This is a genomic window from Phenylobacterium sp., assembly GCF_041919955.1.
In the GTDB taxonomy this organism is placed as follows: Bacteria; Pseudomonadota; Alphaproteobacteria; order Caulobacterales; family Caulobacteraceae; genus Phenylobacterium.
Window position 1 is genome coordinate 148,255 of the sequence record NZ_JAYRSU010000001.1, and the last position, 19,642, is coordinate 167,896.

The 19,642-nt window shown below is 68.2% G+C and carries 20 protein-coding genes and 1 pseudogene; 7 read left to right on the plus strand and 14 right to left on the minus strand.

Annotation, left to right across the window (positions count from 1 at the left end):
* Positions 1–12: 12 nt before the first annotated feature.
* The 3 genes from ACE3T2_RS00685 to hflK are packed head-to-tail and all read right to left on the minus strand — an operon-like array spanning position 13 to position 2,643.
* Positions 13–552 carry a GNAT family N-acetyltransferase gene (locus tag ACE3T2_RS00685; RefSeq protein ID WP_374653636.1) on the minus strand — a complete coding sequence of 180 codons (540 nt, stop codon included), beginning with the start codon at positions 550–552 and terminating at the stop codon, positions 13–15.
* Positions 553–556: 4 nt separating this feature from the next.
* A complete protein-coding gene (hflC, locus tag ACE3T2_RS00690) occupies positions 557–1,447 on the minus strand; it encodes a protease modulator HflC (RefSeq protein ID WP_374653638.1) in 891 nt (296 codons plus the stop codon).
* Entirely contained in the window at positions 1,444–2,643 is a 1,200-nt protein-coding gene (hflK, locus tag ACE3T2_RS00695) for an FtsH protease activity modulator HflK (protein ID WP_374653640.1), read from the minus strand. The genes hflC and hflK overlap by 4 nt, the downstream gene beginning before the upstream one ends.
* A 122-nt stretch (positions 2,644–2,765) precedes the next feature.
* On the opposite strand from hflK, the gene ACE3T2_RS00700 reads away from it, so the two are divergent.
* The gene (locus ACE3T2_RS00700; RefSeq protein ID WP_374653642.1) at positions 2,766–3,875 is read left to right on the plus strand and encodes an Mrp/NBP35 family ATP-binding protein; all 1,110 of its coding nucleotides are present in this window, start codon (positions 2,766–2,768) and stop codon (positions 3,873–3,875) included.
* Positions 3,876–3,882: 7 nt separating this feature from the next.
* Here ACE3T2_RS00700 and ACE3T2_RS00705 read toward each other — a convergent pair whose 3' ends face one another.
* From ACE3T2_RS00705 to ACE3T2_RS00730, 6 genes and pseudogenes are all read right to left on the minus strand, one after another.
* The gene (locus tag ACE3T2_RS00705; RefSeq protein ID WP_374653644.1) at positions 3,883–5,301 is read right to left on the minus strand and encodes an MFS transporter; all 1,419 of its coding nucleotides are present in this window, start codon (positions 5,299–5,301) and stop codon (positions 3,883–3,885) included.
* A 90-nt stretch (positions 5,302–5,391) separates the two neighbouring features.
* Complete coding sequence (locus ACE3T2_RS00710) at positions 5,392–6,822, minus strand: MFS transporter (RefSeq protein ID WP_374653646.1); 1,431 nt, start codon at positions 6,820–6,822, stop codon at positions 5,392–5,394.
* Positions 6,823–6,988: 166 nt separating this feature from the next.
* Complete coding sequence (locus ACE3T2_RS00715) at positions 6,989–7,894, minus strand: SDR family NAD(P)-dependent oxidoreductase (protein ID WP_374653648.1); 906 nt, start codon at positions 7,892–7,894, stop codon at positions 6,989–6,991.
* Positions 7,895–7,993: 99 nt separating this feature from the next.
* Entirely contained in the window at positions 7,994–8,959 is a 966-nt protein-coding gene (locus tag ACE3T2_RS00720; protein ID WP_374653650.1) for an HlyD family secretion protein, read from the minus strand.
* A 31-nt stretch (positions 8,960–8,990) separates the two neighbouring features.
* Positions 8,991–9,723 (minus strand): annotated as a pseudogene (locus ACE3T2_RS00725) (ABC transporter ATP-binding protein); the annotation flags it as partial.
* Positions 9,720–10,862 (minus strand): ABC transporter permease, encoded by a 1,143-nt coding sequence (locus tag ACE3T2_RS00730; protein ID WP_374653652.1) that lies wholly within the window; start codon positions 10,860–10,862, stop codon positions 9,720–9,722. The pseudogene ACE3T2_RS00725 and the gene ACE3T2_RS00730, both read right to left, overlap by 4 nt.
* A 166-nt stretch (positions 10,863–11,028) precedes the next feature.
* Between ACE3T2_RS00730 and ACE3T2_RS00735 the strand changes: the two genes are divergently transcribed.
* The 3 genes from ACE3T2_RS00735 (at position 11,029) to ACE3T2_RS00745 (ending at position 14,984) form a co-directional block, all read left to right on the plus strand.
* Positions 11,029–13,101: a S46 family peptidase gene (locus ACE3T2_RS00735; protein ID WP_374653654.1), complete on the plus strand. Its 2,073-nt coding sequence runs from the start codon at positions 11,029–11,031 to the stop codon at positions 13,099–13,101.
* Between the two features lie 40 nt (positions 13,102–13,141).
* Positions 13,142–13,462: a DUF6665 family protein gene (locus ACE3T2_RS00740; RefSeq protein WP_374653656.1), complete on the plus strand. Its 321-nt coding sequence runs from the start codon at positions 13,142–13,144 to the stop codon at positions 13,460–13,462.
* 94 nt (positions 13,463–13,556) lie between these two features.
* Positions 13,557–14,984 (plus strand): APC family permease, encoded by a 1,428-nt coding sequence (locus ACE3T2_RS00745; RefSeq protein WP_374653658.1) that lies wholly within the window; start codon positions 13,557–13,559, stop codon positions 14,982–14,984.
* On the opposite strand, the gene ACE3T2_RS00750 is transcribed toward ACE3T2_RS00745, so the two are convergent.
* Together ACE3T2_RS00750 and ACE3T2_RS00755 are read right to left on the minus strand one after the other, a co-directional pair.
* The gene (locus tag ACE3T2_RS00750; RefSeq protein ID WP_374653660.1) at positions 14,981–15,454 is read right to left on the minus strand and encodes a MarR family winged helix-turn-helix transcriptional regulator; all 474 of its coding nucleotides are present in this window, start codon (positions 15,452–15,454) and stop codon (positions 14,981–14,983) included. The two genes, ACE3T2_RS00745 and ACE3T2_RS00750, sit on opposite strands and share 4 nt — an antisense overlap.
* Positions 15,451–15,870 (minus strand): organic hydroperoxide resistance protein, encoded by a 420-nt coding sequence (locus tag ACE3T2_RS00755; RefSeq protein WP_374653662.1) that lies wholly within the window; start codon positions 15,868–15,870, stop codon positions 15,451–15,453. The genes ACE3T2_RS00750 and ACE3T2_RS00755 overlap by 4 nt, the downstream gene beginning before the upstream one ends.
* Positions 15,871–16,063: 193 nt before the next feature.
* Here ACE3T2_RS00755 and ACE3T2_RS00760 point away from each other — a divergent pair, with 193 nt between their 5' ends.
* Genes ACE3T2_RS00760 through ACE3T2_RS00770 form a run of 3 tightly spaced genes read left to right on the plus strand, consistent with a single transcriptional unit; the run spans position 16,064 to position 18,431 of the window.
* Positions 16,064–17,341, plus strand: a complete 1,278-nt coding sequence (locus ACE3T2_RS00760) for a NupC/NupG family nucleoside CNT transporter (RefSeq protein ID WP_374653664.1) — start codon at positions 16,064–16,066, stop codon at positions 17,339–17,341.
* Between the two features lie 14 nt (positions 17,342–17,355).
* On the plus strand, positions 17,356–17,976 hold the full coding sequence (locus tag ACE3T2_RS00765) for a glutathione S-transferase family protein (RefSeq protein WP_374653666.1): 621 nt from the start codon (positions 17,356–17,358) through the stop codon (positions 17,974–17,976).
* Positions 17,973–18,431 carry a hypothetical protein gene (locus tag ACE3T2_RS00770; protein ID WP_374653668.1) on the plus strand — a complete coding sequence of 153 codons (459 nt, stop codon included), beginning with the start codon at positions 17,973–17,975 and terminating at the stop codon, positions 18,429–18,431. Before ACE3T2_RS00765 ends, ACE3T2_RS00770 begins: the two co-directional genes overlap by 4 nt.
* On the opposite strand, the gene ACE3T2_RS00775 is transcribed toward ACE3T2_RS00770, so the two are convergent.
* The 3 genes from ACE3T2_RS00775 to ACE3T2_RS00785 are packed head-to-tail and all read right to left on the minus strand — an operon-like array spanning position 18,428 to position 19,614.
* Positions 18,428–18,874, minus strand: a complete 447-nt coding sequence (locus ACE3T2_RS00775; protein ID WP_374653670.1) for a GNAT family N-acetyltransferase — start codon at positions 18,872–18,874, stop codon at positions 18,428–18,430. The genes ACE3T2_RS00770 and ACE3T2_RS00775 overlap by 4 nt on opposite strands.
* 4 nt (positions 18,875–18,878) lie before the next feature.
* Positions 18,879–19,124 (minus strand): hypothetical protein, encoded by a 246-nt coding sequence (locus tag ACE3T2_RS00780; protein ID WP_374653672.1) that lies wholly within the window; start codon positions 19,122–19,124, stop codon positions 18,879–18,881.
* 31 nt (positions 19,125–19,155) lie between these two features.
* A complete protein-coding gene (locus ACE3T2_RS00785) occupies positions 19,156–19,614 on the minus strand; it encodes a PaaI family thioesterase (RefSeq protein ID WP_374653674.1) in 459 nt (152 codons plus the stop codon).
* Positions 19,615–19,642 lie beyond the last annotated feature (28 nt).

Below are 19,642 nucleotides of genomic sequence, written 5' to 3' on the forward strand. Positions count from 1 at the left end.
GGCGGGTGCGACCTAAAGGTCGATCCAGTAGTGCAGGGCCGTTTCGCCGGGATGCCACAGGTGCGGGACCGCCTGGGTGAAGACGCCGCCGTTCTTCTCGATCACCCGGATCGAGGCGGGGTTGAGCTTGTTGACCGTCAGCAGCACGCGCGTCAGGGGCAGGTTGGCGCGGATCCAACCCAGGCCCTCGGCCAGAATGGCGCTGGCGTACCCCTTGCCGCGCGCGGCGGGGCGCACGACGTAGCCGACGTGGCCGCCGACCTGTTCCAGGTTCTCGTTCAGGTGATGGCGGATGCTGATCGCGCCGAGGAACTCGTCGCCCTCGACGTACCAGAGGGTCGTGAAGGGAACCGCCGGCCCCTGGCTGCCGTCCGGCAGGGTGACGGTGGTCGGCGGCGTGAGCTGGCTCTCGACGAACGACGCCAGATCGGCCTCGACCACCGCGATGCTCTCAGGCGTCTCGGGGCGAAGGGTGTCGCGGTTGTAGCCCTCGCGCAGGGCCGCCACGAAGGACGGCGCGTAGGCGAGGGCCGGCAGGACGAGCTTCGGCACGACGTCAGCGGGCGTTGGGGCCGCGTTCGAAGTACTTGAAGAAGGCGCTGTCGGGCGAGAGCACCATGGTCGTGTCGCCCTGGCCGAGCGAGGACTCGTAGGCCTGCATCGAGCGGTAGAACGAGGCGAAGGCCGGGTCCTTGCCGAACGACTGGGCGAAGAGCCGCGTGCGCAGGGCGTCGCCTTCACCACGGGTGGTTTCGGCTTGCTCGCGGGCGGTGGCGAGCGTGATCGCCACTTCCTTGTCGGCCCCGGCGATGATTTCGCGCTTTTCCTGCTCGCCCTGGGCGCGGATGCGGGCCGCCTCCTGCTGGCGGCTGGTCTGCATGCGGCGATAGACCGACTGCTGGATCTGGGCCGGGAGGTCGGCGCGCTTGATGCGCACGTCGATGATCTCGATGCCCAGGCGCGAGGATTTGGCGCGCGCGGCGACGTCGGCCTTGGTCAGGGCCATCAGTTCGTTGCGGCGGCCCGAGATGATGTCGTTCGAGGTCGCTGAGCCGAGGATCTGGCGCAGCGAGGAGTTGGCCAGGCGCTCGATCCGGTCGCTGGCGGTCTGCTCGTCGCGCAGGGTGCGGTAGTACTGCAGCGGGTTGGAGATGCGGTAGCGGACGAACGCGTCGACCACCAGGCGCTGCTGGTCGGCGGCGGTGATCTCTTCCTGGGCGGCCTCGATGGCGAGGTTGCGCTTGTCGAACAAAACGACGTTTTCGATGAAGGGCAGCTTGGCTTTCAGGCCGGGCGAGCCCTCGCCGGGGGCGTTGATGACCCGGACGGGGTCGCCCAGCTTCACGACCACGGCCTGCTTGCGCTGGTCGACCACGAAGAAGACCTGGGACAGCACAATCAGCAGGCCGGCCAGGAGAATGCCGAGAACGGGAAGGTTGCGGTTCATCGGGCGGCTCCCTGGGGCGGCGCGGGAGTCGTTGCGGCCGGCGCAGGCGCCGGCGCCGCTTCGGCCTGCGGATGCGGCGAGGTGCGCGGGCGGAAGACGTCAGGCGGCAGAATGATCGGGGCGCTGGCGCCCTTGCCGTCGATGACCACCTTGTTCGAATTGGCGAGCACGCGCTGCATCGTCTCGATGTAGAGCCGTTCCTTGGTCACGCCGGGCGCGCGGCGGTACTCGTTGTAGATCTGGTTGAAGCGGGCCACGTCGCCGGTCGCCTCTCGCACCGACTGCTCGCGATAGCCTTCGGCCGACTGGATCAGCTTGGCCGCGTCGCCCTTGGCCTCGTTGACCACCCGGTTGCGGTAGGTGTTGGCGTCGTTGCGGGCCGACTCCTGGTCCTGGCCGGCGCTGGCCACGTCGCGGAACGCATCGGCCACTTCCTGCGGCGGGTTGGCCGAGCGGATCTGAACTTCGACCACGCTGATGCCCGCGCCCCAGGAATCCAGGGTCTTCTGCATCAGTTCGGCGGTCTGGGCCTGGACCTTGCCGCGGCCGGTGGTGAGGATCGGCTGCAGTTCGGAATTGCCGACCACCTCGCGCATCGCGCTTTCGGCGGCGGCCTTAACCGATACGTCCGGATCGCGCAGCGTGAACAGGTATTTGCTGGCGTCGGCGACCCGCCAGGTGACGCTGAAGTCCAGGTCGACGATGTTCTCGTCGCCGGTCAGCATCAGGCTTTCCTCGGGCACGTCGGCGTCGCCGACCCCGCCGATGTCGATGCGGTTCAAGGTGGTGACGGGCACCTTCTCCACGCGCTCGATCGGCGCGGGCAGGTGATAGCGGATGCCGGAGCCCTCCGAGCGCGAATAGGCGCCGAAGGTGGTGACCACGGCCTGCTCGTTCGGCTGGACGATGTAGACGCCCGACAGCGCCCAGAGACCGAAGCCGACGCCGGCGACCGCAGCGATGGCGGCCGGGCGCACGCCCTCGCCGCCGGGGCCGCCGAAGAAGTCGCGCATCTGGCGTTGCAGCTTCTCGAAGGCGGCGTTCAGTTCGGGGCCTTCGGGCCGGCGCGGGCCGCGAGGACCGCCGCCGCCGTTTCCGCCGCCCAGGGGCCGGCGGGGCTTCTTGTCGCCGTTCCCGTCGTTGTTGGGCGGCGGCGAACCCCAGGGTCCGGGGTTCGCATTGTCATTCCAAGGCATGGTCGCGTCGTCTTGCTTTCGTCTCGGCGCGGCCGCGTCGTTCGCCCGTGCCTGGGCTTGTAAACCGGCGCTGTCAGCCGGATATGTGGCCCAACTCCGGTTAAAGCAAGACAAAGGCCCGTATGAGCACCACGATCCCAGACCGCGACGCGGTGCTTTCCGCCCTGGATCGCGTGCTTGACCCGAAGACCGGCAAGGGGTTGTCGAGCGCGGGTCTGGTCCGCGGCCTGACCCTGCGCGAAGGCCGGGCGGGCTTCATGCTGGAAGTCCCGGCCGGCGAGACCGCGCTCTATGCGCCCGTGCGGGATGCGGCTGAGACCGTACTTTCGGGCGTACCGGGCGTGGAAAAGGCCCAGGTCGTGCTGACCGCCGAGCATCCGTCCACGCCGCCGGGCGAGGGCGTCACCCGGGTGCGCAAAGGCGCGCGGGTGGCGGCCGATCCGCAGGCCGCGGCGGCTCCGCCGACCGACGCCGCAAGACCCGACCATGTGCGGCGGGTCATTGCGGTGGCCAGCGGCAAGGGCGGGGTCGGCAAGTCCACCGTCTCGGTCAACCTGGCCGCCGCCTTCGCGGCCCTGGGGCTGCGCGTGGGTCTTCTGGACGCCGACGTCTACGGTCCCTCGGCTCCGCGGATGCTGGGGGTCGACGGCGAGCCGGCCTTCTTGGACGGCAAGCTGCAGCCGCTGGAGGCCTGGGGGTTGAAGGTGATGTCGATCGGCTTCCTGGTCGACGAGGGCGCGCCGATGATCTGGCGCGGGCCGATGGCCAGTTCGGCGGTCCGCCAGATGATGAACGACGTGGCCTGGGGCAGCGAGGCGGCGGCGCTGGACGTGCTGGTGGTCGACCTGCCGCCGGGCACCGGCGACATCCAGCTGACCTTGATCCAGAAGATGAAGATCGACGGTGTGGTGATCGTCTCGACCCCGCAGGAGATCGCCCTGATCGACGCGCGCCGCGCCGCCTCGATGTTCCGCAAGACGGCGACGCCAATCCTGGGCGTGATCGAGAACATGGCCTTCTTCAGCGATCCGACCACCGGCGCGCCGATCCCGATCTTCGGGTCGGGTGGGGCCAAGGCGGAGGCCGAAAAGCTGGGCGTGCCGGTGCTGGCCGAGATCCCGCTGGAAGTCGCCCTGCGCCAGGCCTGCGACGAGGGCCGGCCGATGACCGCGACCGACCCGCAGAGCCCGGCGGCCCAGGCGTTCCTGGCCGCGGCCAAGGCGCTGGTCTAGCGCGCCGTTACCGCGGCGGCTGGGTCGCGACGCCGACGCCGCTGACGGCGTCCAGCAGCCCGGCTTCCGCGGCCAGGGCGTCGCGCTCGTCGAGCTGGCGGCGGACTTCGGCGTGGCGCTTGGCGTCGAGCTTCCAGCCGATGAAGGCGGCCCCGCCGAAGAACACCAGGATGATCGGGGCGAAGACGTAGCAGAGCTCCAGCCCGCGGATCGCCTGGGGCGTGTTCACGGCCCCTTCGGCGGCGTTGTAGCCGACGAGGTCGAGAACCATGAAGCTGATGCCGACGGTGATTGCGGTGCCGATCTTCTGGGTCGTGGTCACCAGGGCGTAGAGCAGGCCGACCCGTTCCTTTCCGGTCTCCAGGCGCACCTCGTCGGCGACGTCGGCGACCATGGCGCGGACGATCAGCACGAAGGCCGAGGAGACGAAGCCGACCGAGAACATGCCGGGGATGGCCAGGCTCATGGTGGCGGGCGGAATGATCATCAGCGCCGACTGTGTGGCGGCGTAGGCCAGCGCCGAAACGATAAGGGCGCGGTGCTTGCCGATCTTCTGGGCGAGCCAGCCCCAGAACATCGCGCCGACCAGACCCGCGCCGATGAAGAACACCAACAGCACGCCGGTCTGCTGGCCGGTATAGCCTCGGGCGTCGTGGAAGAAGAACAGGTAGAGCGCCGCGGTGGTGCCCGGGCCGAGGGCCATGAACAGGTCCGCGAAGATCAGGCGGGCCATTTCCGGGCGACGGATGAGGTCCCAGTAGTCGCGCAGGGTCACGCGCTCCTTGGCGACATCGGTCTCAGGGGCGACGCGCTCAGGGGTGATCAGGGTGCAGAGGGCCAGGGCGGCGGGAATGGCGAGGATGCAGAACCAGCCCATGGCGTGGACGCCGTTCGCGCCTTCGCCGTGCTTTCCAAGCGCCAGCGGCAGCAGCAGGATCAGCACCGCGCCGACCACGCCGACCGCCTGGATCACGCCGTAGACGCGCGAACGGTCGTGATAGTCGGTGGCGATCGAAGCGCCCCAGGCCGCCTGCGACAGGGTGAGGATCGAAACGCCCAGATAGAGCACCAGCAGCCAGCCGACGAGGTAGAGCTCGGTGATGCCCGGGTGGGCCATGAAGAGCATGTAGGCCGCAAGCATGACGATCGGGCCGCCGATCAGCAGCCATGGACGATAGCGCCCGATGCGGGTGCGCGTGCGGTCCATGGCCATGCCCAGCAGCGGATCGATGGCCATGTCGATCAGACGCACAATGGTGAAGGCGCCGCCGACCGCAGCGAGCGACAGCCCGATCTGGCCGGCGAAGAAGCGCGGCAGATAGACGGCCATGACCAGGCCGATGGCGGCGATCGGCAGGGCCGTGGATGAAAACGCCATAACGACGGGCAGGGGCAGCCGCGCGCTGCCGGGGGCGGAATTCGCCATGATCGCCTCAAAATGTCTGGCCCCTTTTGAAATGTGCGGGGCGGAGAAGGAAAAACGGCGGCCCTAAATGAGGGCCGCCGCAAGCTGGGGTTACTGGCCGGCTTGAGCCGGAACGGGGTTGGCGGCTTCGACCGTGATGGTCTCCAGGCCGGGGTCCTCGTCGTAGAGAGCGTCGCGCTCGTCGAGCTGGCGGCGGATCTCGGCGTGACGCTCGGCGCCCAGGCGGTAGCCGATCATGCAGGCGCCGCCGAGCATTACGAACACCACCGGCCCGATCAGATAGGCGAGCTCGAGGTTGTGGATCGCCTGGGGCGTGTTCTTCGCGCCCTCCTTGGCGATGTAGCCGACGGCGTCGAGCACCAGGAAGGTCAGGCCGATGGAGAAGGCGCCGGCGATCTTCGTGGTCATGACGGTCATGGCGTAGAGCAGGCCCGAGCGCTCCTTGCCCTGTTCCAGGCGCACCTCGTCGGCGACGTCGGCGGTCATGGCGCGCGTGAGCACGTTGAACCCCGCGGCCAGGAAGCCGGCGACGAACAGGGGGATGACGCCGATCAGCATGTTCCCCTTGGGGATCGCCATCAGCGAGATCAGGGTCAGGGAGTAGCCGGTGGTGGCGACCATCACCGCCCGGTGCTTGGAGATCTTGGTCGCCAGCCGGCCCATCAGCGGCGCGCCGGCGAAACCCGCCAGGATGTAGACCGCCAGCAGGATCGAGGCCTGGCCGGTGGTGAAGCCGCGGCTGTCGGTGAAGAAGAACAGATAAAGCGCGCTCATCCAGCCCGGGCCGAGCGACAGGCAGAGGTCGGCCAGCAGGATGCGGGCGAAGGACGGGCGTGCGACCAGGGCGGCGTAGTCGCGCAGGCGGAAGCTGTGGCCGGCGACCTCCGGTGCGATCTTCTCGGGCGTGCGCCAGATGACCAGGGCGACGGCGAGCGGGGTCAGCAGGAAGATGAACCAGCCCATGGTGGCCACGTTGCCCGAATCCGCCGCGCCGCGCGCCTCGTTGATGATCGGAATGCCGAGGATCGCGGCCGCGCCCAGCACGCCGATCGCAGTCATGACCCCAAATAGCCGGGAGCGATCGTTGTAGTGCGGGGCCAGGGTGGCGGCCCAGGCCACGTGCGAGAGGGTCAGGATCGAGTTGCCCAGGTACATGATGAGCAGCCAGACGATCAGATAGGTCCGGCTGGCGTCCTGGGGCGGCAGGAACAGGAAGTAGATCCCGGCCATCAGCACCGGCGCGCCGAGGATGGTCCAGAGACGGTAGCGGCCCCAGGCCGAGCGGGTCTTGTCCATGCCCCAGCCCAGCAGGCCGTCGATCGGGATATCGATCATGCGGACCAGGAAGAAGGCCGCGCCGACGATGGCGAGGTCGACGCCCAGGTGGCTGGCGTAATGGCGGGGCAGGTAGACGGAAACCGCGATGGCGACCGCCGAAATCGGCAGGCTGGTGGCCGCGAAGGCCATGGCGGTGGAAAGCGGCAGGCGTCCGGATCGCGGCGCCGTGGGGGCCTGAGGCAAGGTCTGAATTCTCCCTATCGCGAGCCGCGCCTCTGACGGGCGCTGGCCGAGCCGGTAGGTTACGCGCGATCACCTAGGACCGGGCAAGTGAATTCGTAGAAACAAAACGGGCGACGTTCCCCAAGGAAACGCCGCCCGTCGAAATTGCACCTATGGCGCGTAGGCCTTAGCCGCCTTGCAGCTTGCGGAAGAACTTGCCGCTCTGCTCGCCGCCGTTGATGTAGGCCTGCTGGCCGGCCGGGTCGGAGATTTTGGCCCAGTTGTCGCGGACCTCTTCGACCGACAGGCCGTCCTCGCCGAGATACACGCCCTCGGTTTCGTAGATGCGCGACAGGGCGAAGGCGCCGGCGCCGGCGGTCAGGATCGCGCCGGTCGGGGCCTCCTCCGAGGCGAGGTAGACGACGCCCGGCGTCACGTATTCCGGCTTCAGCTTCTCCAGCACCGGAGCCGGCATCAGGTTCTCGGTCATGCGGGTGGCGGCGACCGGGCTGATGGCGTTGATGTGGATGTTGTTCTTCTGGCCCTCGAGCTTGATGGTGTTCATGAAGCCGATGATGCCGAGCTTGGCCGCGCCGTAGTTCGACTGGCCGAAGTTGCCGTAGAGGCCCGACGACGACGTCGTGACGACGATGCGGCCGTAGTTCTGCTCGCGCATGATCTCCCAGACCGCCTTGGTGGGCTTCACGGTGCCCATCAGGTGGACGTTCATCACGAATTCGAAGTCAGCGAGCTCCATCTTGGAGAACGACTTGTCGCGCAGCACGCCGGCGTTGGCGATCAGGACGTCGATGCGGCCCCAGGCGTCCATGGCCTGCTTGACCATCAGGGCGACGCCCGCGTCGTCGGTGACCGACGAGCCGTTGGCGATGGCTTCGCCGCCGGCGGCCTTGATCTCGGCGACCACCGCTTCGGCCGCGGCGGACGAGCCGCCCGAACCGTCGACCGAACCGCCCAGGTCGTTGACCACGACCTTGGCGCCGCGGCGGGCCAGCTCAAGGGCGTGCTGACGGCCGAGGCCGCCGCCCGCGCCCGTGACGATCGCGACTTTGCCGTCGAAGCGGATGTCCGCCATGGAAGTCTCCCATCCAAACAGGGGTTTGAAATTCGCCGCGGTTTGTGCGGCGCGGGAGAGGTGGCGTCAACAGGGTCTTTTCCCCGCCGCCGTGCGATCTCAGCGCGCCGCCAGGGCCGCCGCGCCGCCGCGCATGAACTTCACCAGCACCCGCTGGCCGATCAGGAAGGGCGCGGTGTCGGCGCTGACCACCACCTCGACCACGCGGTCGTCGGCCCGCTCGGTCGGATCGTCCGACTGCAGCTTGCGGGCGCCGAAGACGGCCGCGCGGCGCAGGACCTTGCCGGCATAGACCTTGGTCGGTTCGGACTCGGGGGCGATCTGCACGGTCTGGCCGATGGCGACGTGGGGCAGGGAGCTTTCGGCGATCTCCGCGCGAACGATGCGCGGCGCGTCCGGCTCGAGATCGAACATGTTGGAGACGTTCAGGGTGGAGGCCCCGGAGCCGGGATTGGCGTAGCGGCGGGCGATGCGCCCGTCGGTGGGCGCGCGGATGACTGTGAGCTCCTGATTGTAGCGGGCCTCCTCCAGCGCCGCCTGGGCGGTGGCGATGGCTGCGCGCTGGGCCTGGATGTTGGCCTGGGCCTCGCGGATCTTGTCGGCGGCCTGGTCGACCTTCTGGGCGGCGACGAAGTTGGTGGACACCAGGCCCTGCAGGCGGCGGTGCTCGCGCTCGGCGGTCGTCAACTGGACCTGGTACTGGGCCATCTGGGCCTTGGCCTGCTCGACGGCGGCGGCCGCGCGGGCGGCGGAAAGCTTCGGTTCGTCGTCTTCCTGGCGGGCGAGGATCTGGCCCTTCGCGACCCTGTCGCCTTCCTGGACATAGACCTCGCGCACGATGCCGGCCCGCCGTGCGGCGACCTGGATCATTCCGCCTTCCACGTCGGCCTTGCCGTTGGCGACGGCGACGAAGGGGCTCTTGGGCGCGGCGGCCGCGGCGGCCTTGGCCTCGGCTTCCTTCTTGGCCTTGGCCTGGCTCGACATCACGAAGGCGCCGCCGCCCAGCACCAGAAGGGCTGCGAAGACCGCGATCTTGATGCGGTGGGATCTCACGAAATCGAACATAGGTCTCTTCAGGCTCCGACGAGCTCGGGGTGTTTGTCGTGGGCGCCGGCGTGCGCCTCGGCGGTGCGGCGATCGTCGAGGATGCGACCATCCTCGATGTGGATGATGCGGTCGGCGTAGGCCTCGAGCCGCGGGTCGTGGGTCACGCAGATGACCGCCGCGCCGTGCTCCTTGGCTGCGCGTTGCAGCAGCTTGATCACGATCTGGCCGTTCTCGCCGTCGAGCGCGCTGGTCGGCTCGTCGGCGAACAGCAGGCGCGGTTCCTTGGCCAGGGCGCGGGCGATGGCCACGCGCTGCTTCTCGCCGCCCGACAGCTCGGCAGGACGCTGGTTTAGCCGCGCGCCCAGGCCGACCTCGGTCAGCGCGACGGCCGCGCGCTCCTTGGCCTCGGCCGGCGAAAAGCCCTTGTACTTCAGGATCGTCGTCACCTGCTGCAGGGCGCTGAGGGCGCCGAACAGATTGAAGCCCTGGAAGATGAAGCCGCAATGGTCGAGGCGGAACTTGTCGATCTTCCCTGAGCGCTGACCCCAGAGGTCCTCGCCCAGCGCCATAACCTTGCCCTCGTCGGGACGCAGCAGGCCCGAGAGCGCCGCGATAAGGGTCGACTTGCCCGAACCGGAGGGGCCCATGACCATGGTCATCTCGCCGTGGCGGCAGTCGAAGTCCACAGACTTCAGCACCTCGATGTGGGTGCGGCCGGTCTTGAAGCGTTTGACCAGGCCGGTTCCCTGGAGGGCGATAGGATTGATGGTGTGAGCAGTCATCGCAGCAGGTCCGCGGGTTGGCTCTTCTTGAGGATGCCCAGGGCCATGAGGCCGGAAGCGAGCGAGATCGCCATCAGCAGCACCGCAACCGCCGCGACCCAAGCCGGCGGAAAGCCCATCGGCAGGCCGCCGCTCTTGGCCAGCAGCGAGACGAGGAAGGTGAAGAGGGCCGTGGCGCCAAGGCCGACGACGCCGACCCAGAACGACAGCTCCAGCACGATCAGCCTGAGCGAGCCCATGGAGACGCCCAGCGCCCTGAGGGAGGCGAACTCCTTGATGTTGGCGAGGATCGCGCCGCGCAGGGTCTGGGAGGTGATGCCGACCCCGATCAGGAAACCCAGGAATACCGAGAAGCCGAGGAAGACGCCGATGATCTGTTCCTTCATCAGCGCGCCTTCGTTGGCCTCGGCAAGTTCGGCGCGGGTCCAGGCGCGATAGGCGCCTTTCGCGCCTGCATTGAGCTGGTCGCGGACCATGGCGGCCTGGGACGGGTCCTTCACTCGGACCATGAGCGGGCCGGTCTTCTCGCCCTTCTCCATCATGCCGAGACGGCGCAGGGTGTCGCGCGACACCACGATCGAGGCCTGGTTGATGTCGGGATAGTTGTCGAGCAGGGCGCGGACGCGCACGGCCTTGCCGTTGACCGTCGCTGTATCACCAAGCTTTACACCCAGCCGTCCGAGAGCCGAGCGGTCGATGGCGATGGCGTTCGGCTCCATCAGCGCCAGGCGGACCTCTTCGGGGTAGTCGACGGGCAGGGTGAGGGCGCCCGGCTCGGTGTCGACCATGTTCACCTGGACATAGGTGGTGACCTGCTTCTGGCCGTCCTTGGGCTGGTTGGTCCAGCGGCCGCCGCCGCCGTCGAAGCTGGCGACCTCGGCCACGTTAGGGTTGAGGTAGAGCTGTGGGCCGATGCGGCGCGGCAGGCTGGAAGGGCCGGAATTGATCAGGCTTTCCGACTTGGCGGGCATGATCATCAGGTCCGCCCGCGAGCGATTGATGGTGGCCGTGGCGGCCTGGATCATGCCGGTGAACATGCCGACCTGGGCGAGGATCAGCAGGCCCGAGAACGCGAGCGCGATCACCGCCGCCAGATAGCGCCGCCATTCGAAGATCAGTGTCGCCAGAGCCAGAGACATGGTGCCCTCCTGCATCGCAGGGTGTCGGCCAGACGCGGCCAAGAGCCTAGTTAAATCGAGGTAAGGCGGCGGCGCATGCCTCTGTTCGGCCGCAAACCTGGGTGTTACGGAGTTACATTCCGGCGGGCGGAGTAACGTCCGTGCCTATTAGGATTTCCATTTCCAGATGATCCGTTCGCGTCCTTTCGCCGGCGTCGCTATCGCCGCTTCCGTCACCCTTTCCGCAGCGCCCGCTCTCGCCGACGAAGGCATGTGGACCTACGACAATTTCCCACTCGCCAAGGTCAATTCGGCCTATGGCCTCAAGCTCGACCAGAAGTGGTTGGACCGTGTCCAGGCCGCTTCGGTGCGCCTGACAACCGGCTGCTCCGCCTCGCTGGTCTCGAAGTCGGGTCTCGTGTTCACCAACCACCACTGCGTGGTCGAGTGCGTGCAGGACCTGTCGTCCGACAAACGAGATTTCGTGAAGGACGGCTACCTGACCGCCACCCGCGAGGAGGAGCGGACCTGCCCGGGCATGCAGGCCGAGATCCTGATGTCGATCACCGACGTCACCAAGGACGTGCTGGGCGCGACCGCAGGCAAGTCCGGCCAGTCCTTCGTGCAGGCTCGCGACGGCGCCATGGCGGCGGCCGAACAGGCGGGCTGCGCCGGCGACGGCGCGGTGCGCTGCCAGGTCATCAGCCTCTACCGCGGTGGTCAGTACAAGCTCTACAAGTATCGGAAGTACTCGGACGTGCGGCTGGTCTTCGCGCCCGAGTTCGCCACGGCCTTCTTCGGCGGCGACCCCGACAATTTCAACTTCCCCCGCTACAATCTCGATATCGGCTTCGTGCGCCTGTACGAGAACGGCAAGCCCGCGGTCACGCCCCAGCACCTGACCTGGGTCAGCCGTGCGCCGCACGAGGGCGAGCCGACGTTCGTCTCAGGCAATCCTGGCTCGACCAACCGCCTGATGACGGTCAGCCAGCTGGAGACGCTGCGCGACCTGACCATTCCGGTCGGCCAACTGCAGCGGTCGGAGTTGCGGGGCCGGCTGATCCGGTTCTCGGAAGAGGGGCCCGAGCAGAAGCGCGTCGCCACCGACCCGCTGTTCGGCGTCGAGAACAGCTTCAAGGTCTATTTCGGCCAGCAATTTGCGCTGAACGACAAGGCGTTCATGGACGCCAAGCGCGTCCAGGAGGCCGAGCTGAAGGCCAAGGTCGCAGGCGACGCCAAGCTGGCCGCTGACATCGGCGATCCGTGGGGCGACATCGCGAAGGCTCAGCAGGCCTACGCCAACAACTACCTGCGCTATCGCCAGATCGAGGGCGGAGCGGGCTATTCCAAGCTCTACGACTACGCCAAAACTCTGGTGCGGGCGGCCCAGGAACGCGGCAAACCAAGCGCCGAGCGCTTGCCGGAGTACGCCGAAACGCGCCTGCCGCTGCAGGAGAAGCAGCTGCTGGACGCCAAGCCGGTCGATATGGCGCTGGAGGAGACCTATCTCGGCTTCTGGCTGTCGAAGACGCGCGAATACCTGACCCCCGACGATGCGGCGGTGAAGACGCTGCTCGGCAAGGAGAGCCCAGAGGGCCTGGCCAAGCGGGCGGTGGCGAACTCGAAGCTCGGCGACCCGGCGGCGCGCAAGGCGCTTTGGGACGGCGGGCTGGCGGCGATCCAGGCCTCGGACGATCCGATGATCCAGCTGGTCCTGCGCAACGATCCGGCCGCTCGAGCAGTGCGCAAGGCGTGGGAGACCGAGGTCCAGGGCCCGACCGACGCGGCGGCCGAGCGGGTGGCTCGCGCCAAGTTCGCAGCCTATGGCGACGCGGTCTATCCGGACGCCACCTTCAGCCTGCGCCTGTCCTACGGGAAGGTGGCCGGGTGGACCTATCGCGGGACGGCGGTTCCCTCGACGACCAACTTCGCCGGCCTGTACGAACGGGCCACGGGCGCCGAGCCTTACGAACTGGCCCCGCGCTGGATCGCGGCGAAGGACAAGGTCAATCCGAGCACGGTCTACAATTTCGTCACCACCAACGACATCATCGGCGGCAATTCCGGCTCGCCGGTGGTGAACGCCAGGGCCGAGGTTCTGGGCGCGGCGTTCGACGGCAACATCCACTCGCTGGGCGGGGCCTTCGGCTATGACGGCGCGATCAATCGCACGGTGGTGGTGGCGACCTCGGCCGCGACCGAGGCGCTGGACAAGGTCTATGGCCGCACCGCCCTGGTGAAGGAATTGACCGGGAAGTAGGCGCTTGGGCGCCGGACATGGGCGCGGCATACTCGCGCCCATGTCCAACCTACGCATGCCCCAGAGCTCGTTCGGACTGACCTTCCAGACCGGGGCGAGCATTCTCGACTACGAAATCCATGAGGAGCGCGGCTACGCCCTGGGCGTAGCCGGCCGCAAGGTCGAGGTCGCGCTCCAGGCGCTGAAAGACTTCGACGCCGTCGGCGGCGAGGGCGACCGGGCTCAACTGGTGAAGGCCGCCGCCAAGGCGGTCTGGCATTATTTCATCCAGCGCGAAGCCTGCGGCATTCGCAACCAGCGCCCGGCGATCGAGCACTACGCCATGCCGCGCGAGGTGCTGGCGCGGCTCGGCGCGAGCTAGGCCTCCAACTCCCGAGATCGAACAGGCGCGCGGCTTGCTGCGTCCGAAGTAGTTTGATCTAACACTAAAATCGAGAAGCCTTGGGAGGGGCCGGATGGGCGAGGAGGGCGGGGGACTGCGCCAGGGGCGGCTGGGCGTCGCGGCGGTGACCTTCTTCGTGATCTCGGCGGCAGGGCCGCTGACCGCCGTGGCCGGCGGCATTCCGCTGGGCATGCTGCTGGGCAACGGGGCGGGGACGCCGGCGGCCTATCTGGTCGTGGTGGCGATCCTGCTGCTGTTCTCGGTCGGCTATGCCGCCATGGCGCGTCACGTGCGCAACGCCGGCGCCTTCTACGCCTTCGCCGCCCGCGGTCTCGGCGAGACGGCGGGGGGAGCGGCGGCCTTCGTGGCGCTGGTGGCCTACAACGCGATGCAGATAGGGCTCTACGGCTTGTTCGGCGCGGCCTGCGCCGGCTTGTTCGCCGGCTATGGCCTGGACCTGCCCTGGTGGGCCTGGTCGCTCGCGGCGCTGGCGATCATCGCAGTGTTGGGCTACCGGCAGATCGACCTCTCGGCCAAGATCCTGTCGGTGCTGGTGATCCTGGAATACGTCTCGGTGCTGATCCTGGACGTGGCGATCGTCCGCGAGGGCGGGGCGGCCGGCCTGGGCCTCGCGCCCTTTACGCCAGGCGCATTCGCCGCCGGTTCGCCCGCCATCGCCCTGCTGTTCTGCTTCGCCTCGTTCGTCGGCTTCGAGGCGACCACCATCTACAGCGAGGAGGCCCGCTCGCCGGAGACCACGATCCCGGCTGCGACCTACGTCTCGGTGCTGCTGGTCGGCGGTTTCTACGCCTTATCCACCTGGGCCATGGTCGAAGGCGTGGGGGCGGGCGAGCTGATGGGCGTGCTGCAGGGGCTGGCCGATCCGACCCGACTGATCTTCACGCTGTCCGACGCCTATGTCGGCGGCTGGCTGACCCAGACGCTCGGCGTGCTGTTCGTGACCAGCGTGTTCGCCGGCCTGCTGGCCTTCCACAACGCCGCGGCCCGCTATGCCTACGCCCTGGGGCGCGAAGGTCTGCTGCCGGCTGCTCTCGGCGTCGCGCACCAGCGGCATGGCAGCCCGCACCTCGGCTCGCTGGTCCAGAGCACGCTGGCGCTGGGCCTGCTCGCTCTATTTGCGGCGCTGGGGCGCGACCCGCTGCTGGAGCTGTTTGCGTGGCTATCCAATGTGGGCGCGCTCGGGGTGCTGGTGTTGATGGCGATCGCCGCCTTCGCGGTCGCGCGGTTCTTCAAGCTCCGGCCGCAGCTTGCGGCCCGGCCGCGGCTGGTCGTGGCCACTGCGCTCGCCGCCGGGCTGGCGCTGGCGGCAGTGTCGGCCTTGGGAGCGATCCGGTTCGACCTCCTGACCGGCAAGGCCGGCATCCTGTCGCTGGCGCTGCCCGGCCTGATTCCGCTGGCGGCGATGGCGGGCCTGCTGGCCGTCCACCGGCAGAGGCGACGCGATCCGACGCGCTTCGCGCTGCGGGGAGAGAGCCGCTAGGTCTTCATTCGCCTGGCCAGGTCCTGAAGGGTCGCGCGCAGGGCGACGATCTCCTCTACCGGCAGGTTGAGCCGGCAGGCGAGGGCGGCGGGAACCTCGGCGGCCTTGGTCTTCAGAGCCTCGCCGGCAGGAGTGAGGGCGATCTGCACGCGCCGTTCGTCGTCTGCGTCGCGGGTGCGGGTCACATAGCCGGCGCCCTCCAGCCGCTTAAGCAGAGGGGTCAGGGTCCCGGAATCGAGGTCTAGCGCCTCGCCGAGGGCCTTGACGGTCCGCGGCGCCTGCTCCCACAGGACCAGCATGGCCAGGTACTGCGGATAGGTCAGGCCCAGCGGCTCCAGCAGCGGCCGGTAGGCGCGGGTGACCAGGCCGCTGGCCGCGTAGAGCGCGAAGCAGAGCTGGTTGTCGAGGGCCAGCAGGTCGCCGGCCGCGGTTGCGGCCGGCGTCTTCGGACGGGCGGTCTTGGTCGTCATTGCGCCGTTACAGATATCGCAACATCGACGTTGCCGCGAATGGCGTTGGAGTAGGGGCAGACCTGGTGGGCGGCGGCCACCAGCGCCTCGGCCGCAGCCTGGTCGAGCCCTTGGGTCTCGGCGTCGAGCGCCACGCCCAGCTGAAAGCCGCCGCCTTCGCGCGGATGCAGCTCCACGGTGGCTGTGACCGCCGCGCCCTTCAGCGGGATCTTCTGCTGGCCGGCGATGTAGCGGACCGCGTTCTCAAAGCAGGCGGCGTAACCGGCGGCGAACAACTGCTCGGGATTGGTCCCGCCGCCCTTGCCGCCCAGCTCTTTCGGCAGGGCGAGGTCGAGGCTCAGCAGCCCGTCCTGGGATTCGACGTGGCCGGCGCGGCCGCCGACGGCGCGGGCCTGGGTGGCGTAGAGAATGCTCATTTGATTGCTCCAAATTAAATTGTGCACAATTAAATGGAGAGCTGCCGGACATTGTCAAGGGGCGCGGCGGCCGGTCGCGACGGCGGCGCTTGCCTAGGCCCGTCCCGCCGTGACAATTGCAGCGAGAAAAACTGCGAGAGTCCGCGCGGTTTGTAGAATTTTGGACCGCTGGGGAGCGGTTCGGGGGCCATGAATGTTCCGAGCTGAAAACGCCCAGAGCCTGGCGGGGCTGGGATTCGTCATCGCCGTCTGCTGGGCGCTATCGGAGAACAAGAAGGCGTTCCCGTGGAAGCTGGCCCTGGGTTCGATCGCCGTGCAGATCGGACTGGTGCTGCTGCTGTTCGGCCTGCCCGGCGCGCAAGGGCTGATCCAGACGGTGAACGACGGCGTCGACGGCCTGGCGGCGGCGACGGCGAAGGGCACGCAGTTCGTGTTCGGCTACATGGGCGGCGGCGACCAGCCCTATCAGGTGACCAACACCGGAGCGCTGTTCGTCTTCGCCTTCCAGGTCCTGCCGCTGATCCTGGTGATTTCATCGCTTTCCGCCCTGCTCTGGCACTGGGGAATCCTGAAGCTCATCACCCGCGCGTTCGGCCTGCTGTTCCAGAAGACCATGGGCCTGGGGGGCGCTTCGGCTCTGGCGGTGGCGGCGAATATCTTCCTGGGCATGATCGAGAGCCCGATCGTGATCCGCGCCTATCTCGACAAGCTGACCCGCTCGGAACTGTTCCTGATGATCGTGGTGGGGCTGGCGACCGTGGCGGGTTCGACCATGGTCGCCTATGCGACGATCCTGAAGGCGGTGCTGCCGAACGCTGCGGCCCACGTGCTGGTCGCCTCGATCATCTCGGCGCCGGCCGGCATCCTGCTGGCGCGGATCATGGTGCCCGAAAAGCCGGGCCAGGGCGGCTTCTACGCCGATTACGGCTCGCTGCTGAAGTACGACAGCTCCATCGATGCGATCAGCAAGGGCACCATGGACGGCCTGACCGTCGTGCTGAACATCTCGGCGATCCTGATCGTGTTCGTGGCCTTCGTGGCCATCGGCAACGGGCTGCTCTCGGTGTTCCCGCCGGTGATGGGCGAGCCGCTGACGGTCGAGCGAATCCTGGGCGTGGTGTTCGCGCCGCTGGCCTGGGCCATGGGGGTGCACTGGGACGAGGCGCTGAAGGCCGGCTACCTGCTGGGCGTGAAGCTGATGCTGACCGAGTTCATCGCCTTCATCCAGCTGGGCGCCGTGCCAGTGGCCGAGATGAGCGAGCGCACCCGCATGATCATGACCTATGCGCTCTGCGGCTTCGCTAACGTCGGGTCAGTCGGGATAACCGTGTCGGGCATGGGCGTCTTGATGCCCGAGCGGCGCAACGAGATCATCGGCATGGTGTGGAAGGCGCTGATCGCCGGCTTCCTCGCCACCTGCATGACCGGCGCGCTGGTCGGCGCCATGCCCAGGGAACTGTTCGGCCAATAGAGCGAGGCGCCGCGATGAGACTTTTCGACACCGCCCAGGCCCCGAACCCGCGGCGTGTCCGCTGGCTCATCGCCGAGAAGGGCGTGGACGATCTGGAGATCGTCCAGCTCAATCTCATGCAGGCCCAGCACAAGCAGCCGGACTATCTGGCGCGCACGACCCTGCCCAATGTGCCGGCGCTGGAGATGGACGATGGGACGACGATCACCGAGTCCATCGCCATCTGCCGCTATCTGGAAAACCGCTATCCCGAGCCGAACCTGTTCGGCCGCACGCCCGAGGAGATCGCCGTCGTCGAGATGTGGCTGCGCCGCGCCGAGATGCTGGTCGCCAACCCGTTCATGATGGCGGTGCGCCACACCCACCCGGCCCTGGCTGCGCTCGAAGCGCCGAACCCGCCGGTGGGCGAATACAATCGCGAGGTCGGGCTGAAGGGCTTGAGGGTGCTGGATCGGCGGCTGGGCGAGAGCGAGTGGCTGGCGGCCGACCGGCTGACCATCGCCGACATCGTCGCCTTCATCGGCATCGACTTCACGCGGATGATCAAGCTGCCGATCCCGGAGGATCTGGCCAATCTGCACCGTTGGGCGGGCGCGATGCGTGCGCGGCCGGCGGCCAAGGCGAGCATGCAATGAGGGCGCTGTTCCTGGCCCTGGCCCTGCTGGCGCCGTCTGCGGGCTTCGCAGCCGACTTGACCGTGGTCGCGCCCGGCGGGGCCGCGAAGGTGCTGGGCGAGGGCGACCTCGCCGCCCTGCCGCGCGACACGGTGAAGGCGGGCGCCAAGTCCTATGAAGGGCCGGTGCTGTCCTATGTACTGCGCGCCGGCGGCATGCCGGTGGGGGCCAAGCTGCATGGCGACCCGTTGCGCGCCTTCGTGGTCGTGCAGGGCAGGGATGGTTTCAAGGCGGTCTATTCGCTGGCCGAGCTCGACCGCGACTTCCACGACGACGTGGTGATCCTGGCCGATAGGGTCGACGGCGCGCCCCTGCCCGAGAAGGAAGGGCCCTGGCGGCTGGTCTCCGGCGGCGACAAAAAGGCCTGGCGCAGCGTCTACGGCGTCGGCCGCATCGAGGCGTCCATCGTCCCCTAGCTTCGGGTGGCCCAGACCTGGCGTGTGACCGAGAGCTGGTCGCCGGTCTGGTCGCTGGCGAAGACTGAGAAGCCCTCACGCAGATAGATGTGGCGGGCGCGGTCGTTGCCGGTGCGCACGTGAAGCTTCACGCCCTCGGCTGCGGTATTGGCGAAGATCCAGTCGACTGCGGCGCCGAAGAGGGTGGTTCCGGTCCCGCGGCCGGTCTGCGCGACCGCGATGCGGCGCAGCAGCACCACGGGTTCGCGAAACGCCTGCAGGATCACGAAGCCCGCCAGACCGGCGCCTTCACGAAAGCCCAGATAGATCGCGTCCGGCGAGGCGAGCTCAGCGGCGTGTTCATCCGCGGTGAAGGCGCCGACGAAGGCGTCGTAACCGGGCAGGCGCTCGATGCGCATGACCTCGGCGATGTCGGCGGTCGTGAGAGCCGAGAGCGCCGGCATCGGCCTAGTCCTTGAGGGCGCGCCAGATGTTGCGCGCGCCGAACGAGGCCATCAGCGCGGCGAAGATGCACATGACGATCTCCATGGAGAGGTCGGCGACCTGGGTCGCGGCGGTCGGCTTGCGCGCGCCGCTCATCGCCGCGAACAGGATCAGGTCGGTCGCCATGAACAGGAACACCGGCCCGGCGACCAGGACCATGACGGCGGAGGGGGCGAGCCGCTTGGCGGTCTCGGCGTCGAGCTTCTTCATCGCGCCCTCCTAATGCATCTGCCCGAGCCGGTCACGCCCGCGGGCGGGTCTTCTTGACGATCGCCGAGAAGCTCATCACCGGCTGATCATCAGTCGTGATCACGCCGCGCACGAACACCATGCTGCGGGCGGCCTTCACCACCTCGCCGCGGCATTCGACCAGCGATCCGGGCGGCACGGCGCCGACGAAGTCGCCGTTGAATTGGGCGGTGACGCTGTGGCTGTCCTGCAGATCGTCGCGGGCGATCACGAACAGGCAGTAGTCGGCGAAGGTCATGATCGCCCCGCCGTGCATGAAGCCGCCGCCGTTCATGTGCTGCTTCTCGGCTCGCATCGCGCAGACCGGACGGCCGTCGGTATCGATTCGGAAGTAGAACGGGCCCGCATGTTCCTCGAAGGGGTCGCCGGTGAAGAGCGTCCAGCCTGCCCACTCGCCGTCTTCGATGGTCCTGGGCTTCCAGCCTTCGCTCGCCGTTTCGCCGCCGTCCATCCTGTCCCCTTCCACCCGCTAAGGGTTT